The 16,048-nt window shown below is 64.4% G+C and carries 14 protein-coding genes; 7 read left to right on the plus strand and 7 right to left on the minus strand.

Annotated elements, in window-relative coordinates; genetic code table 11:
- Positions 1-90: 90 nt before the first annotated feature.
- Complete coding sequence (locus CKW35_RS22215; protein ID WP_016485797.1) at positions 91-2,517, plus strand: TonB-dependent receptor; 2,427 nt, start codon at positions 91-93, stop codon at positions 2,515-2,517.
- 163 nt (positions 2,518-2,680) lie between these two features.
- Here the strand turns inward: CKW35_RS22215 and CKW35_RS22220 are convergent, their stop codons facing one another.
- Positions 2,681-3,571 (minus strand): LysR family transcriptional regulator, encoded by an 891-nt coding sequence (locus tag CKW35_RS22220; protein ID WP_016485798.1) that lies wholly within the window; start codon positions 3,569-3,571, stop codon positions 2,681-2,683.
- 102 nt (positions 3,572-3,673) lie between these two features.
- Here CKW35_RS22220 and CKW35_RS22225 point away from each other — a divergent pair, with 102 nt between their 5' ends.
- From CKW35_RS22225 to zapE, 5 genes are all read left to right on the plus strand, one after another.
- Positions 3,674-4,753: a polyamine ABC transporter substrate-binding protein gene (locus tag CKW35_RS22225; RefSeq protein ID WP_016485799.1), complete on the plus strand. Its 1,080-nt coding sequence runs from the start codon at positions 3,674-3,676 to the stop codon at positions 4,751-4,753.
- A gap of 25 nt (positions 4,754-4,778) precedes the next feature.
- The gene (gene speB / locus CKW35_RS22230; RefSeq protein ID WP_016485800.1) at positions 4,779-5,744 is read left to right on the plus strand and encodes an agmatinase; all 966 of its coding nucleotides are present in this window, start codon (positions 4,779-4,781) and stop codon (positions 5,742-5,744) included.
- A gap of 233 nt (positions 5,745-5,977) precedes the next feature.
- Positions 5,978-6,295 (plus strand): hypothetical protein, encoded by a 318-nt coding sequence (locus CKW35_RS22235; protein ID WP_023047136.1) that lies wholly within the window; start codon positions 5,978-5,980, stop codon positions 6,293-6,295.
- Between the two features lie 22 nt (positions 6,296-6,317).
- Entirely contained in the window at positions 6,318-7,463 is a 1,146-nt protein-coding gene (locus tag CKW35_RS22240) for a PQQ-dependent sugar dehydrogenase (RefSeq protein WP_095116878.1), read from the plus strand.
- 146 nt (positions 7,464-7,609) lie between these two features.
- Positions 7,610-8,716: a cell division protein ZapE gene (gene zapE, locus CKW35_RS22245; protein WP_016485803.1), complete on the plus strand. Its 1,107-nt coding sequence runs from the start codon at positions 7,610-7,612 to the stop codon at positions 8,714-8,716.
- A gap of 133 nt (positions 8,717-8,849) precedes the next feature.
- Here zapE and CKW35_RS22250 read toward each other — a convergent pair whose 3' ends face one another.
- From CKW35_RS22250 to yegQ, 6 genes are all read right to left on the minus strand, one after another.
- Positions 8,850-9,848: an alpha/beta fold hydrolase gene (locus tag CKW35_RS22250; protein WP_016485804.1), complete on the minus strand. Its 999-nt coding sequence runs from the start codon at positions 9,846-9,848 to the stop codon at positions 8,850-8,852.
- 75 nt (positions 9,849-9,923) lie between these two features.
- Complete coding sequence (locus CKW35_RS22255) at positions 9,924-10,361, minus strand: YqaA family protein (RefSeq protein WP_016485805.1); 438 nt, start codon at positions 10,359-10,361, stop codon at positions 9,924-9,926.
- Entirely contained in the window at positions 10,361-10,789 is a 429-nt protein-coding gene (locus CKW35_RS22260) for a DUF411 domain-containing protein (protein WP_016485806.1), read from the minus strand. Before CKW35_RS22260 ends, CKW35_RS22255 begins: the two co-directional genes overlap by 1 nt.
- Positions 10,790-10,803: 14 nt before the next feature.
- Complete coding sequence (locus CKW35_RS22265) at positions 10,804-11,667, minus strand: copper resistance protein B (protein ID WP_016485807.1); 864 nt, start codon at positions 11,665-11,667, stop codon at positions 10,804-10,806.
- Complete coding sequence (locus tag CKW35_RS22270) at positions 11,660-13,357, minus strand: copper resistance system multicopper oxidase (protein ID WP_371855231.1); 1,698 nt, start codon at positions 13,355-13,357, stop codon at positions 11,660-11,662. Before CKW35_RS22270 ends, CKW35_RS22265 begins: the two co-directional genes overlap by 8 nt.
- Before the next feature lie 81 nt (positions 13,358-13,438).
- Entirely contained in the window at positions 13,439-14,773 is a 1,335-nt protein-coding gene (gene yegQ, locus CKW35_RS22275) for a tRNA 5-hydroxyuridine modification protein YegQ (protein ID WP_016485809.1), read from the minus strand.
- Positions 14,774-14,906: 133 nt separating this feature from the next.
- Here yegQ and CKW35_RS22280 point away from each other — a divergent pair, with 133 nt between their 5' ends.
- The gene (locus CKW35_RS22280) at positions 14,907-15,971 is read left to right on the plus strand and encodes an AI-2E family transporter (protein WP_016485810.1); all 1,065 of its coding nucleotides are present in this window, start codon (positions 14,907-14,909) and stop codon (positions 15,969-15,971) included.
- The last annotated feature ends 77 nt before the right edge of the window (positions 15,972-16,048 follow it).

Consider the following 16,048-nt stretch of genomic DNA (forward strand, 5'->3'; position numbering starts at 1 on the left):
GCAAGTTCCTGCAAGCCAGATCGTCGTAGTGGGACTGATCAGCAACCCATTCTCATTTACGACTTGTCAGGAAGCTCATTCGTGCCTCTGATGCTCAAGCCTTTGCACCGCCGTCGCAGTGCTTTTCACCACACCCTGATGTCCTGCAGCGCACTGGCCATGCTGTTCGGACACCCGCATGCCTGGGCCGCGACGGCTGCCGAACAGCCCCGGATGCAGGTTCGCCAGGTTCAGCTAAACCTGCCAGCCCAGCCGCTGGACCAGGCCTTGACCACCTTCGCCGACCAGGCCGGCCTGCACTTGCTGTACACCACAGGCGATGTTGCAGGCGTTGCCAGCCCGTCCCTCCACGGCAGCTACAGCGTCGAGCAGGCCCTGCAGCAGTTGCTGGCCGGCAGCGGCATGAACTGGCACTTCAGCGACGCGCGCACCGTGACCCTGCGCAAGGCCGAGGCCGCGCCGCAGGCCGTCACCCTCAAGCCGATCGAAGTCAGCGTGGCCTCGCGCACCAGCACCTCGATCAGCGAAATCCCCGGCACCGTCTGGGTGGTCGACCAGCAGCAGTTGCGTGAGCAGATCGACAGCGGCGTCAGCCTTAAAGAAGCCATCGGCAAGCTTGTGCCCGGCCTCGACCTGGCGCCAGAAGGGCGCACCAACTATGGCCAGAACATGCGCGGGCGCAATGTGCTGGTGATGATCGACGGGGTCAGCCAGAACAGCTCGCGCGGCCTGTCGCGCCAGTTCGACAGCATTTCGCCGTTCAACGTCGAGCGGGTCGAAGTGCTGTCTGGCGCCAGCGCCATCTACGGCGGCGGCGCCACGGGCGGCATCATCAACATCGTGACCAAGAAGGGCGAGCCCGGCCCTGCGCGCTTCGAAACCCAGCTTGGTGCCAGCAGCGGTTTCAACAACAGCGATGACCTGGCCACTCGCTTTGCCCAGTCGATCAGTGGCGGCAACGAACGCTTCAATGCCCGGCTGGGGATTTCCGGTGAGCAGAACGAAGCCTTCTACGACGGCGCCGGCGACCAGATTTTCATCGACAACACCCAGACCGACCTGCAGTACAACCGCACCATCGACGTGCTCGGCACTCTGGGCTTGCAGTTGAATGACCAGCAGCGTCTCGACCTGTTGGCCCAGTACTACGATTCTGGCAACCACGGCAGCACGGGCATCTACTTCCCCAACCTCAACTACAACGCGCCGTCAGACCTCGAAGATGCCGAACTGCGCAGCGGTTACTCGTCGGACCTGGAGCCGCGTACCCGGCGCCTGTTGCTGAACGCCAATTACCACCACAGCGACGTGCTGGGCCAGGACTTCTACCTGCAGGCCTCGTACCGCAAGGAAGACGACAACTTTTACCCCTTCCCGTACTACAACCGCGCCACGCCCACCGGTTCGCGTGGGGTTTACTTTGCTGCCTCGCAGCAGAACTTCGAGGTCACCAGCCTCAAGGGCCTGTTCGCCAAGCAGTGGGACACGTTGAAGCTGACCTACGGCGTCGACCTTGACCGCGAGCGCTTCAATGCCGAACAGACCACCTTCAATGCCCTGACATCGTCCGAATCGGGCGGCCTTGAGATGGAAAAGGACAGCAAGGCGGCGCGCTATCCCAGCTACCGGGTCGATGGTGTTTCGGTGTATGCCCAGCTGGACTGGCATGCCACTGACAACCTGACGTTCTCCGGCGGTGCCCGTCGCCAGCAGATGGACGTGGACGTCAGCGACTTCAAGGGCGTGCCGGGCGGCAGCAACGATTACCAGGTCAACCTGTTCAACCTGGGTGCCATCTACGACTTCAAGAACGGCCACCAGGTATGGACCAACTATGGCGAAGGTTTCGACCTGCCCGACCCTGCCAAGTACTACGGCAAGCCGGGCCTGAGCGTGGCCGACAACCCGCTGGCCGGCATCAAGAGCCGCCAGGTGGAACTGGGTTGGCGCTATGCCGACCTGGACTGGGATGCCCAGGCAGCGCTGTACTACATCTGGTCGGACAAGATCATCAACGTTGATTCGCAAACGCTGACGATCAACGTGCAAGAGCAGAAGAGCCGCGACTTCGGCTTCGAAGGTGCGCTGACCCGCCACTTCCAGACGGGTTGGGAAGCGGGCGGTACCTTGCACCTGACCCGTTCCGAGGAAGAGGCCGCTGACGGCGGGTGGATCAAGCGTGATGCCCGTTATGCATCCTTGTCCAAGGCCACTGCATTTGTCGGGTGGAAAGACGATGGCCGCAGTGCGCGGCTGCAGGCTAACCATGCCTTCAGCCTGAAGGATGATGCCGACCACGAGATCGACGGTTACACCACCTTCGACCTGCTGGCCAGCCAGGACACCGGCTTCGGCACCTTCAGCGCCGGCATCCAGAACCTGCTGGACAAGCAGTACAGCACGGTCTGGGGCCAACGCGCGACGCTGTTCTATTCGCCGACCTACGGCCCGGCATACCTGTATGACTACCAGGGGCGCGGGCGGACCTACACCCTGACCTGGAGCATGGCCTACTGATGGGTGTGGTTTGCGCCGGCCTCTGTGCGAGCAACTGTCTTGCACGACACCTCAAAGCTGGCGCGATCACTGTGGGAGCGGGCTTGCCCCGCGAACACGGGCGAAGCCCGTGCCATCCACCGCGCAGGCTGCTTCGCGGGACAAGCCCCCCACAGAGGCCGGTTCAGGCAAACGCCGCGAGCAAGTCCTCGGCAAACGCCTGCTGCGCTTCACCCGTCACTTGCGCCCGATGCCTGGCCAGGGTAAACGGCACTACAAAATCCAGCCCTGGGTTCAGCGCCCACAACAACCCCTCCGCCTCCCAGGCGTGCGCGCAATGGCAGGGCAGGTAGCCAATATGCCGCCCTGACAGCATGAACGTCAGCACGCTCTCGATCTGCTCCGCCACAGCCATGCTGTGCCGGCTCTGGAACGGCTCACCGCCTTTGAGAAACCGGTAGGGATGGCGTACCTGGTCCATCTCCAGCAACCGCTCAAGCCCAACACTCGGCTCGCCGAACAGTTCATGCCCCTTGCCGCAATACAGGCGTTGCCGCTCCTGGAACAAGGGTTGGTAATCAAAGGCCGCCTGGATGCCAGAGAAGTAGCTGATGGCGTAATCCAGCCGCTGCTCCAGCAACAACCGCTCCAGTTCCGCCGGCGGTGCACTGATCAGCTCCAGCTGCACCGATTCCTTTCGTGTGCGGAACGCCGCAATGGCCGCCGCCAGCTTCAGGCTCACTGCCTTGTCCTGGTTTTCTGCCATGCCGATGCGCACCGTCCCGAGCAACCGCTCGCCCACGCCGTTGGCCTGCTGGCGAAACTGCTCGATGCTCAGCAGCAGCCCACGTGCTGCATCCAATAGCAATGTGCCTTTCTCCGTCAGGTGGAAACCACCCTTGCCTCGGCTGCACAGGCGGTAGCCAAGGCGCGTTTCCAGCTGCGCCATGCGCTGGCTGATGGTGGGCTGGCTCAAGCCCAGCACGCCTTGCGCGGCGCTGAAACCCCCGGCCTCGACTACAGTGACGAACAGCCGCAGCAGGTGCAGGTCGGGGTCGTGTACTTGTCCGAGCATTACATTGCTCCTGGTGAATGTCAGCTTTGCAAACTTGTCATTCCTGCAATGTAACCCGGCTGGCATGCTTGCGGCATCCACCCATTTGCCGAGGTGTCCGTCATGCGTCGATCGTTGTGCCTGTTGTCCTTGGTCCTGGCCTTGCCGCTGCAGGCCGAAGAAAAGGTCGTCAACCTCTACAGCTGGGCCGACTACGTCGCCCCGCAAACCCTTCAGCGCTTCGAGCAGGAAACCGGCTACAAAGTGCGCTACGACACCTTCGACACCACCGAGGTGCTGGAGACCAAGCTGCTCACCGGTGGCAGTGGTTACGACGTGGTGGTGCCATCGTCGACCGTACTGGCCCGGGCGCTCAAGGCCAATGCCCTGCAACCGCTCGACCCCCAGGGCATGCCCGGCTACAGCAACCTCGACAAGGACTTGCTGGCCAAGCTCGCCGAGGCCGACCCCGGCAACCGCCATGCCGTGCCGTACACCTGGGGCACGCTGGGCCTTGGGCTGAACGTAGAGGCCGTGCGACAGCGCCTGGGCGATGTGCCGCTGGACAGCCTCGACCTGCTGTTCAAACCCGAATACGCCAGCCGCCTGAAGGACTGTGGCATCGCCATGCCCGACTCGCCGCAAGAGGTGATCGGCGTGGCCCTGAACTACCTGGGCAAGGACCCTTACAGCCAGGACAAAGATGATCTGGCCGCCGCGCAGCAGCTGCTTAGCCAGTTGCAACCCTCGATCAGCTACGTCGCCAATGGCCGGCAGATCAGCGACCTGGCCAACGGTAGCGTGTGCCTGGCGCTGACCTATAACGGCGATGCAGCGATGGCTGCCGACCAGGCGCGCCGCGCCGGCAAGCCGTTCGAGCTGATCTACCGCATCCCACGCGAAGGCACGCTGGTGTGGCAGGACAACCTGGTTATCCCCAAGGACGCCCCGCACCCCGAAGCCGCGCGGGCGTTCATCGCCTTCATGCTCAAGCCCGAGTCGGTGGCTGCGCTGACCAACACGCTGTTCTTCGCCAACGCCAACCAGGCAGCCACGCCGTTGGTGGACGAAGCGGTGCGCAACGATCCGGACATCTACCCGCCTGCCGAGGTGCGCCAGCGGCTGTTTGCCGACCGCAGCATGGCCCTGGCCGACCTGCGCCAGCGTAACCGCCTGTGGACGGCCTTTCGCAGCCGCCAGTAACTGATAACAACCAAGGAGCCCGACCGTGGAGCAAGCCGCAAGCAACGACCAGGCGATGACCCGCGACAGCCTGTACGGCACTGCCGCAGAAAGTACCTATGCCGGCATTACCAGTTTCTCCCGCCGCCGCTACAGCCGCGACTTGCGCGGTGTGGATGTGGTGGTCAGCGGAGTGCCGTTCGATACCGCCACCAGCAACCGCCCAGGGGCGCGTTTCGGCCCACGGGCGATTCGCGCCGCGTCGGTGCAGCAGGCGTGGGCACGGCACTGGCCGTGGGCGTTCGACCCGTTCGACCACCTGGCCGTGATCGACTATGGCGACTGCGCGTTCGACAGTGGCACGCCGCAGTCGGTGCCGGATAGCATCGAGGCCCACGCCGCCCATATTCTGGACGCGGGCTGCGCCATGCTTACCCTCGGCGGCGACCACTTCATCAGCTACCCGCTGCTCAAGGCCCACGCCCGCCGGCATGGCCCGCTGGCGCTGATCCACTTCGATGCCCACAGCGACACCTGGCCGGACGAGGAGGGCAAGCGTATCGACCATGGCACCATGTTCTGGCATGCCGCCCGCGAGGGCCTGGTAGACCCGGCCTGCTCGGTGCAGATTGGCCTGCGCACCACCAACGACGACAGCCAGGGCTTTGCCGTCCTCGATGCCCGTCAGGTGCACCGGCAGGGCACCGAGGCGGTGATTGCGGCGATTCGCCAGCGCGTGGGTGAGCGGCCGGTGTACCTGACCTTCGATATCGACTGCCTCGACCCGGCCTATGCGCCGGGCACAGGTACACCGGTGTGTGGTGGGTTGACCACGGTGCAGGCGCTGGAGATTCTGGGTGGGCTGCGCGGTATCAACCTTGTGGGCATGGACCTGGTGGAGGTGGCACCGGCTTATGACCATGCCGATATCACGGCGCTGGCGGGGGCGACCCTGGCGATGGAGATGCTGTGCCTGTATGCGGCGCGGCACAAGGTAGACAAAAGCCAGTAAGCAGGGGCGCTGTGGGAGCGGGCTTGGCCCGCGAACACCGGCAAGGCCGGTGCCATGCACCGCGTGGCTGCCTTCGCGGGACAAGCCCGCTCCCACAATGATCAATGCTCGAAAGGGCGCATACTGAAACATCAGGAATCATCTCCGCCCCAATTCACACTTTTGTCTCGAACCCCTCGCGCCTTAGGCTATCAAACCCACCAGGCGCGGCATTTTCGTACAGGAGGTGAAGCATGAACCCGACACTGCCCATCCTGGCCCTCAGCCTGGCCTTGTGCCTGCCTGCGCACGCTGCCCCGCAACAGCCTTTGCAGCTTGCCGCTGGCAACAATAACCCCTACAACAGCCCGATTCAGCGTGCCAATCCCAACAGCCGCCAGGGCAGCATGCCGGCCATGCCCCCTGTGCGCGGCCCGTCCACCGACCCGTACCAGCGCACGCCCAGCCTCGACAACCGCGGCATCGGCAACGGCGACAACCTGCGTCGTCAGCAACAAACCCCGAACCTGGAACCGACCCGGCCACCCCGCGACAACACCCGTGCGCCGTGAGCCCATATGAAAGGAATCCTGCATGACTAAAGCAACCTGGCTAGTCACCTTGACTGCTGCTGCACTCATGCCGTTGTTGGCTCAGGCGGCCGCAGAGCAACAGTTTCACAGCGAAGAAGGCACGTTGACCGTCAGCACCCTGGCCGACGGCCTGCGCAACCCCTGGGCTCTGGCGTTTCTGCCAGGCGGCAAGGACATGCTGGTCACCGAACGCGCCGGCAACCTGCGGGTGGTCAACACTCAAGGCAAGGTCGGCCCGCCGATCAGCGGTGTGCCCAAGGTCTGGGCCGAGGGCCAGGGCGGCCTGCTGGATGTCGTGCTGTCGCCGGCGTTCGACAAGGACCGTACCGTGTACCTGTCTTACGCCGAAGAGGGCAGTGACGGCAAGGCCGGCACCGCCGTCGGCCGTGGCCAGCTGTCCGAAGACCGCGCCCGGCTGGAGAACTTTAGCGTGATCTTCCGCCAGCAGCCCAAGCTGTCGGTGGGCAACCACTTCGGCTCGCGCCTGGTCTTCGACCGTGACGGCTATCTGTTCATCGCCCTGGGTGAGAACAACCAGCGCGCCACTGCCCAGGACCTGGACAAGCTGCAAGGCAAGATCGTGCGCATTTTGCCGGATGGCGAAGTGCCCAAGGACAACCCCTTCGTTGGCAAGGACAATGTGCGGCCGGAGATCTGGTCGTTCGGCCACCGCAACCAGCAGGGCGCCGCGCTGAACCCCTGGACCGGCAAGCTGTGGACCCACGAGCACGGCCCGCGCGGTGGCGACGAAATCAACATCCCCGAACCCGGCAAGAACTACGGCTGGCCGATTGCGACCCATGGCATCAACTATTCGCTGCTGCCGATCCCCGAGGCCAAGGGCAAGCATGTGCAAGGCATGGTCGACCCACACCATGTGTGGGAGAAGTCGCCAGGTATCAGCGGCATGGCGTTCTACGACAGCCCGACATTCAAGGCCTGGGACCATAACTTGTTCATTGGTGCGCTGGCGACACAGGAGCTGATCCGCTTGCAGCTGAAGGGTGACAAGGTCGTGCATGAGGAACGTTTGCTCGGTGACTTGAAGGCGCGTATCCGCGATGTGCGGCTGGGGCCGGATGGCTATATTTATGTGCTGACCGATGACAAGGACGGCGCACTACTCAAGGTGGGCCTGGCCGACTGACGCGGTCCCTGTAGGAGCGGCCTTGCGCCGCGATGGGCCGCAGAGCGGCCCCAACAATCTATGCTGCAATGCTGAAGTCCAGGGGCCGCTGCGCGGCCCATCGCGGCGCAAGGCCGCTTCTACAGGGACCTGTGTAGAATGCGGCCATGGCCATCACTCCCCAATCCCTTTACCAGCAAGCCCTGAGCACTCAGGGCTACGCTGACGACCCTGCCCAGGCCCGCGCCGTCGATGCCTTGCAGGCCTGTTTCCTGGCTGTCGAGCAGGGCCGCCCCACCCAGGGCATCTACCTCTGGGGCCCGGTCGGGCGGGGCAAGACATGGCTGATGGACCAGTTTCACCGCTGCCTGCGGGTACCCAGCCGGCGCCAGCACTTCCATCACTTCATGGCCTGGGTCCACCAGCGCCTGTTTCAGCTCAATGGAACCGCCGACCCGTTGCTGGCGTTGGCCCGGGAACTGGCCGGGCAGATCCGTGTACTGTGTTTTGACGAACTGTTCGTCAACGACATTGGTGACGCGATTATCCTGGGGCGTCTTTTCCAGGTGCTGTTCGACCAAGGCGTGGTGATTGTCGCCACGTCCAATCAGCCACCCGAGCAGCTCTACCGCGACGGCTTCAACCGCGAGCGGTTCGTGCCGGCCATCGCCGCGATCCAGCGGCACATGCAGGTACTACCAGTGGCCGGCGAGCAGGACCACCGCCTGCACCCCGGTGCAGAGCGGCAGCGCTACTGGGTGGCAGCGACAGGGCAGGCCAGCCCGCTGGGCGAGGTGTTCTGCCAGCTCAGCCCGGATGACACGGGTACTGATCAACCCTTGGTTATCGGCTCCAGGCAGGTGCAGGTTGTGCGGCGCAGCGAACAGGCTATCTGGTGCCGCTTCACCGACCTGTGCGAGCAACCGCTGGCGGCCATGGAATTCATGGCGCTTTGCGACCGTTTTCCGGCCATCCTGGTGTCGGGTATTCCGGCGCTGGGCGGTAAACAGCAGGCTGGTCGCATTGCCCGTGGCACTGAAGACGGCGCGGCGCGGGTGGTGGCAGGCGACCGCGAACTGCCTGCGCTGTCGCCCAAGGACGATGCGGTACGCCGTTTCATCGCCCTGGTCGATGAGTGCTACGACCGCCGTGTGGCACTGTACCTCGAGGCCGAGGTGCCGCTGGAAGAGCTGTATACGCAGGGGTATCTGGCATTCCCGTACCAGCGAACCTTGAGCCGGTTGCGGGAGATGCAACTACAGCGGTTTGGCTGAAGTGTGCTGGGGCCGCTTTGCGGCCCATCGCGACGCAAGGCCGCTCCCACAGGTACGGCGCCGACGCTTAAACCTACGAATTACCTGTGAGAGCGGCCTTGTGCCGCGATAGGGGCGTAAAGCGCCCCCCGTTTCACTTGGCCAGCCACTCGACCAGCGTGCGGTTGAACCGCACGGGTTCTTCGATCTGTGGCGCATGCCCCATGCCTTCAAAAGTGATGAGTTCACCCTTGGGGATCAGCTTGGCCACCTGTGGCCCCAGCACGTCATACTTGCCCAGCTTCGCCTTTACCTCCGGCGGTGCGATGTCGCTGCCAATGGCTGTGGTGTCCTTGTCGCCGATCAGCAGCAAGGTCGGCATCTGCAGATCCTTGAACTCGTGGTACACCGGCTGGGTGAAAATCATGTCGTAGATCAGCGCCGAGTTCCATGCCACCGCTTCATGCCCCGGCCCCTTGTTCAGGCCTACCAGCATCTGTACCCAGCGCTCATACTCCGGCTTCCAGCGCCCGGCGTAGTAGGTCTTGCGTTCATACTCGCGCACCCCTTCGGCACTCAGCTTGAGCTCACGGGCATACCATTGGTCCACCGTACGATAGGGCACGCCCAGGGCTTTCCAGTCTTCCAGGCCAATCGGGTTGACCATGGCCAGGCGCTCGACCTGCTGCGAGTACATCAGCGCATAGCGGGTGGCGAGCATGCCACCTGTGGAATGGCCGAGCACGATGGATTGCCTGATACCCAGCTGTTCGAGCAAGGCATGGGTGTTTTCAGCCAGCTGCTGGAAGCTGTACTGGTAATGCGCTGGTTTGCTGGACGTGCAGAAGCCAACCTGGTCGGGGGCGATGACCCGGTAACCGGCCTTGCTCAGTGCGTCGATGGTGGTTTCCCAGGTGGCGGCGCAGAAGTTCTTGCCGTGCATCAGCACCACGCTGTGGCCGTTGGCCTGGCCTTGTGCGGGGACGTCCATGTAGCCCATCTGCAGGGGCTGGCCCTGGGATTTGAAGTCAAAATGCTTGAGTGGGTGCGGGTAGCTGAAACCTTCGAGCTGGGCGCCATAGGTAGGCGGCTCGGCGGCGATGGCCGGGCTGCCGACAAGGCAGGCCAGGGCCAGGGCGGTTGCGCGCAGCATGGGGGCACTCCGTGTAGGGCCATGTAGGAATAGGCGACTTTAGCAGCCAGGCGTGCGACGGGAACGTGAAAGGTGTTACCAGGCGTGAAACCAGCCCAGGGTAATCATCGTCAGCACCGCATAGCGGCCAGCCTTGGCCAGGGTCACCAGCAGCAGGAAGCGCCAGAACGGCTCTCGCATGATGCCGGCGATCAATGTCAGCGGGTCACCGATCACCGGCATCCAGCTGAGCAGCAACGACCATTGCCCCCAGCGCTGGTACCGCTGCTGCGCGCGCGCCAGTTGGGCAGCGTTGAAGGGGAACCAGCGCTTGTCGCGCAGGTGCTCGACGGCGCGGCCCAGTAGCCAGTTCACGACCGAACCCAGCACATTGCCCAGGGTGGCCACCAGCAGCAGGATTGCCCAAGCCTCGGGCTGGCGCAGCAACAGGCCGACCAGCACGGCCTCCGATTGCAACGGCAGCAGGGTGGCGGCGCCGAAGGCGCTGAGGAACAGCGCCCACAGGCTGAGCATCAGTAACTGGCGACGACGGTGTCCTGGCCATCCTGGGTGACCCCGATGACCTGGTAGGCATCCTTGTGGTCACCCATTTCCATACCGGGCGAGCCCATGGGCATGCCCGGCACGGCCAGGCCCTTGAGGTCGCTGCGCTTGGCCAGCAGGCGCACCTGTTCGGCCGGCACATGGCCTTCGACGAACTTGCCGTCGATCACCCCGGTGTGGCATGAGGCCAGGCGCGGCGCCACGCCCAGGCGCTGCTTGACCGCGCTCATGTTGGGCTCGACATGGTCGTTGACGCTGAAACCGTTGTCACGCAGGTGGCTGATCCAGGCCTTGCAGCAGCCGCAGTTGGGGTCGCGGTAGACGTCGATGGTCTCGGCGGCCTGGACCAGGCCGGTGATGGCCAGCAGGCCCAGGGTCAGCAAGTGTTTGCGCAGCATGGTGAAGCACTCCTTTAAAAACGCAGGCGGATACCGGCAACCAGGCGGGTCTGGCCCAGGTCTTCGCCGTCTTCGCGGGCCTGGTCGGCACGGGTGCCGTGCAGGCGATTGAAACTGACCCCGACATAGGGGGCGAAGCCACGGGTGATCTCGTAGTGCAGGCGTAGGCCGACCTCGCTGTCGGCCAACCCTGCGCCTTGCTCGCGCCCGGCATCGTCGCGGCCGTAGAGGTTGGCTTCCAGGGTCGGTTCCAGTATCCAGAGGTTGGTCAGCAGCATAGCGTAAGCGGCCTCCAGGCGCAGCGCCGTCTGTTGCCGCTCGCCGGCGTAGGCGGTGGCTTGCAGCTCCAGGCCATACAACGGCGTGCCCTGGATGCCGAAAGCGGCCCAGGCCTGGCCGCTGGCGGGCTTGAAGTCCTGGCGTACGCCAGCCACCAGCTCCCACCACGGGCTCACGGCATGGCCCCACAGCGCTTGCAGTTCGGCCTTGTGCGTCTTGCCCTGCTCGCGCTCGCCTTCCGTGCGAAGCCACAGCCGGTCGATATCGCCGCCGACCCAGGCCGTAGCGTTCCAGTTCAGGGCGTTGCTGCTCTCGAAGTTCTGATATTCGAGCTTGTCGACGATCACGGCCCAGTTCAGCGCCCGGTCGTGCACTTGGTGCCCGGGCAGTGGCGGGAAGGCAGCCCGGCGGTCGGCGTCGGTGATTGCAGCCAAGGGCGTGCGCGGCGGGCTGGGCGTAGCCGGGCCATGGCCCATGCTTGCATGGTTCATTTGGCCATGGTTCATGTGCTCCATGCCGGCGGCCAGCGCGCGTTCACTGGCGAGCAGGGTCAGCAGGGTCACGCCGGCCACAATGGTGCGGTTGCGGGTGTCATTCATCGACGCGTACCTCGCGGAACATGCCGGTCTCCATGTGATAGAGCAGGTGGCAGTGGTAGGCCCAGCGGCCAAGGGCGTCGGCAGTCACCCGGTAGGAGCGTCGGCTGCCGGGCGGGATGTCGACGGTGTGCTTGCGCACCAGAAACTGGCCGTGCTCGTCTTCCAGGTCGCTCCACATGCCATGCAGGTGGATGGGGTGGGTCATCATGGTGTCGTTGACCAGGGTGATGCGCACCCGCTCGCCGTAGGTCAGGCGCAACGGCTCGGCATCGCTGAACTTGACGCCGTCGAACGACCAGGCGAAACGCTCCATGTGGCCGGTCAGGTGCAGCTCGATGTCGCGCGATGGCGCGCGGCCGTCCGGGTCGGGGTAGGGGCTGCGCAGGTCGGCGTAGGTCAGCACGCGCCGGCCGTTGTTGCGCAAGCCTATGCCGGGGTCTGCCAGGTTGGCGCGCGGTGCCATGGTTTGCATGTCCACCAACGGGTTACCGGTTTCGCTGGCCGAGTGTTGCTGCATCGCCGACATGGCAGCGTGGTTCATACCAGGCAGGTTGCTGTGGTCCATGCCCGCCATGTCGGCCATACCGCCGTGGCCCATGTCGTCCATGCTCAGCACCGGGCGCGGATCGGGTGCAGGCACCGGTGCCTGCAGCCCGGCGGCGCGGGCCAGGGTGCCGCGGGCGAAGCCGGTACGGTCCATGCTCTGGGCGAACAGGGTGTAGGCAGGTTGGTCGCCCACGGTCACCAGTACGTCGTAGGTCTCTGCCACGGCAATGCGCAGTTCATCCACGCTCACTGGCGTTACCGGCAAGCCGTCGGCGGCGATCACCGTCAGCGCAAGCCCGGGGATGCGGAAGTCGAAATAGGTCATGGCCGAGGCGTTGATCAGCCGCAGGCGCACGGTGTCGCCCGGCTGGAACAGGCAGGTGAAGTTACCCTCCGGCGGCTGGCCGTTGAGCAGGTAGGTGTAGGTGGCGGCGCTGATATCGGCGAGGTCGGTAGGGCTCATGCGCATGCGCGCCCAGGCCGTGCGCTCGGCAACGGTTGGGCCCCAGCCGTTGTCGGCGACGTCATCGATGAAATCGCCGACCGTGCGCTTGTGATAATTGTACGCGTCGGACTGTTTCTTCAGGGTGGCCATCAGCTGTTCCGGCGCCTGGTCCGACCAGTCGCTGAACAGCAGCACATGGTCGCGCTGGTAGCGGTGCGGTTCGGGTTCGCGTGGCTCGATCACGATGGCCCCGTACACCCCGGCCTGTTCCTGCAGTCCGGAGTGGCTGTGGTACCAGTAGGTACCGCTCTGGCGCAGGGTGAACTGGTACAAGTAGTCGCCGCCGGGTTCGATGCCGGCGAAGCTCAGGCCTGGTACGCCGTCCATGTTGGCGGGCAGGATGATGCCGTGCCAGTGGATCGAGGTGTCCTGCGCCAGGCGGTTGCGCACGCGCAGGGTCACGGTGTCGCCTTCGCGCCAGCGCAGTAACGGGCCGGGCAGGCTGTTGTTGAGGGTGAGCGCAGTGCGCGGGCGGCCGGTGATATTGACCGGGGTCTGGCCGATGAACAGCTCGAAGTGCTGGCCGGCCAGGTCTTGGCCTTCGGCCGCCTGAGCCAACGGGCGCCAAAGCCCCAGGCCCGCCAGCGTGGCGGCGGCGCCCAGGCCTTTGACGAAGGTACGGCGGGTGGGGGTGCGCAACATGGCGTGGCCTCATGCGGGGGAGCCACGATGTTCGCTGCAGGCGCCTGTCAGGTAGCTGAGGCGCACATTACAGCGTTGTCAGCTTGCCGCCTCGTCAGCGCGCAGGTCGCGCATCAGCAGGCCGTAGTCAAGGGCGACCTGCTCCGGGATGGGCAAGTACACCACATGGCCGTCGCCTGGCGCGACGTCGATGGCCTGCTGCTGGCGGTTGCGCAGGCGGTGCAGGTCGAAGTGATAGTTGCCACGCGGCGTCATCAGTTCCAAATGGTCACCCACCGCAAAGCGGTTCTTCACCTTGACCTCGGCCAAGCCATCGACACGTACGCCGGTCAGTTCGCCGACGAACTGCTGGCGCTCCGAAACCGAGTTGCCGCGCTGGTAGTTCTGGTATTCGTCGTGCACGTGGCGGCGCAGAAAGCCTTCGGTGTAGCCGCGTTGCGCGAGGGATTCGAGGTTGCCCATCAAGGCACGGTCGAATGGCCGCCCGGCCACGGCGTCGTCGATCGCCTGGCGGTACGACTGTACTGCACGGGCACAGTAGAAGTGCGACTTGGTGCGGCCTTCAATCTTCAGCGAATGCACGCCCATGGCGGCCAGGCGCTCGACGTGCTGGATGGCGCGCAGGTCCTTGGCATTCATGATGTAGGTACCGTGCTCATCTTCGAAGGCCGGCATTTCGGTGTCGGGGCGGTTGCTTTCCTGCAGCAGGAAAACCTGTTCGGTAGGGGCGCCCAGGCCGAGGGTAGGCTGCACTTCGCGCACGATATCGCCGGTGGCATTCTCGGTGGCCGGGGTGGCGTCGTACTTCCAGCGGCAGGCGTTGGTGCAGGTGCCCTGATTGGCGTCACGCTTGTTGAGGTAGCCCGAGAGCAGGCAACGGCCGGAATAGGCCATGCACAGCGCGCCGTGGACGAACACCTCCAGCTCCATGCCCGGCACCCGCTGACGAATTTCCTCGATCTCTTCCAGGGACAGCTCGCGCGACAGGATCACCCGGCTCAGGCCCAGCTGCTGCCAGAACTGCACGCTGGCCCAGTTGACGGTGTTGGCCTGCACCGACAAATGCACCGGCATCTGCGGGAAGTGCTGGCGCACCAGCATGATCAGGCCTGGATCAGACATGATCAGTGCATCCGGCGCCATGTCGATGACCGGTGCCAGGTCCTTGAGGAAGGTCTTGAGCTTGGCGTTGTGCGGGGCAATGTTGACCACCACGTAGAAGCGCTTGCCCAAGGCGTGCGCCTCCTGGATGCCCAGCGCCAGGTTGGCGTGGTCGAATTCGTTGTTGCGCACCCGCAAGCTGTAGCGCGGCTGGCCGGCGTAGACCGCGTCGGCGCCGTAGGCAAAGGCATAGCGCATGGTCTTGAGGGTGCCGGCAGGGGCCAGCAGTTCGGGCTTGGCGGTAGGGTTCATGTGCGCACCGGGGTAAAAAGGCCGGGATGCTAGGAGCGATGAACACGGTGCGTATTGATTTGCGTCAAGTGAGCGCGGCACTTTTGCCTGGGTGCCGTGCACTAATCACTCACAAGCCATGAGAGGAACTGCAATGAACGAAACCGCGCTACAGAACAAAGCCCTGGCAGTACTCCTGGCGTTGGTGACCATTGCCTTCTTCTGGATCCTGCTGCCGTACTACGGCGCAATCTTCTGGGCGGTGATCCTCGGCATCCTGTTCGCCCCTTTGCAGCGCCACCTGCTGATCCGCTTCGGGCGCCGACGCAACCTGGCGGCCGCCACGACCTTGCTGGTGTGCCTGCTGGTGGCTGTTCTGCCAGTGATCATCACCAGCGCGCTGCTGGTGCAGGAGGGGGCGTCGCTGTACCAGCGCATAGAGAGCGGGCAACTGGACATTGCCGGCTTTGTCGAGCATGGCAAGAACATGCTGCCGGCCTGGGCCCAGCATGGCCTGGACAGCGTGGGCATGGGCAACCTCGACGCGCTGCGTGACAAGATCACCAAGTGGGCCACCCAAGGCAGCCAGGTGCTGGCCACTCAGGCATTCAGCTTTGGTCAGGGCACGTTCGAGTTCGTGGTCAGCTTCGGCATCATGCTGTACCTGCTGTTCTTTTTCCTGCGCGAAGGCGCAGATGTGGCTCGCCGGGTGCGGCTGGCCGTGCCTCTGCCCGAGCACCAGAAACGTCGTTTGCAACTGAAGTTCAACCGTGTGGTGCGGGCGACGGTGAAAGGCAACGTATTGGTGGCCATTACCCAAGGGGCGCTGGGCGGGTTCATTTTCTGGGTGCTGGATATCCCCAGTGCACTGGTGTGGGCGGTGCTGATGGCGTTTCTGTCGCTGCTGCCGGCGGTGGGTGCGGGCATCGTCTGGGCACCGGTGGCCGCGTATTTCCTGCTGACCGGAGCGATACTGCCGGGAATTATCCTGACCGCGTTCGGAGTGCTGGTGATTGGCCTGGTGGATAACGTGCTGCGGCCGATCCTGGTGGGCAAGGACACGCGCATGCCGGACTACCTGATTCTGGTATCGACGCTGGGTGGGCTGGCAGTCTTCGGGCTCAACGGCTTCGTGATCGGGCCCTTGATCGCGGCGCTGTTCGTGTCCAGCTGGGCGATTTTTGCCGCAACCAAGCCGCAGGTGCAATTGCCACAGTAGGGGTTTACCGCAGCACCCAAGGTTGGGTTCAATGCCGTCACACCCGCCGCGATGGAAACAGCCAGATCGACAAGCCC

It is taken from the genome of Pseudomonas sp. Irchel 3F3 (genome assembly GCF_900187545.1).
In the GTDB taxonomy this organism is placed as follows: domain Bacteria; phylum Pseudomonadota; class Gammaproteobacteria; order Pseudomonadales; family Pseudomonadaceae; genus Aquipseudomonas; species Aquipseudomonas fortuita.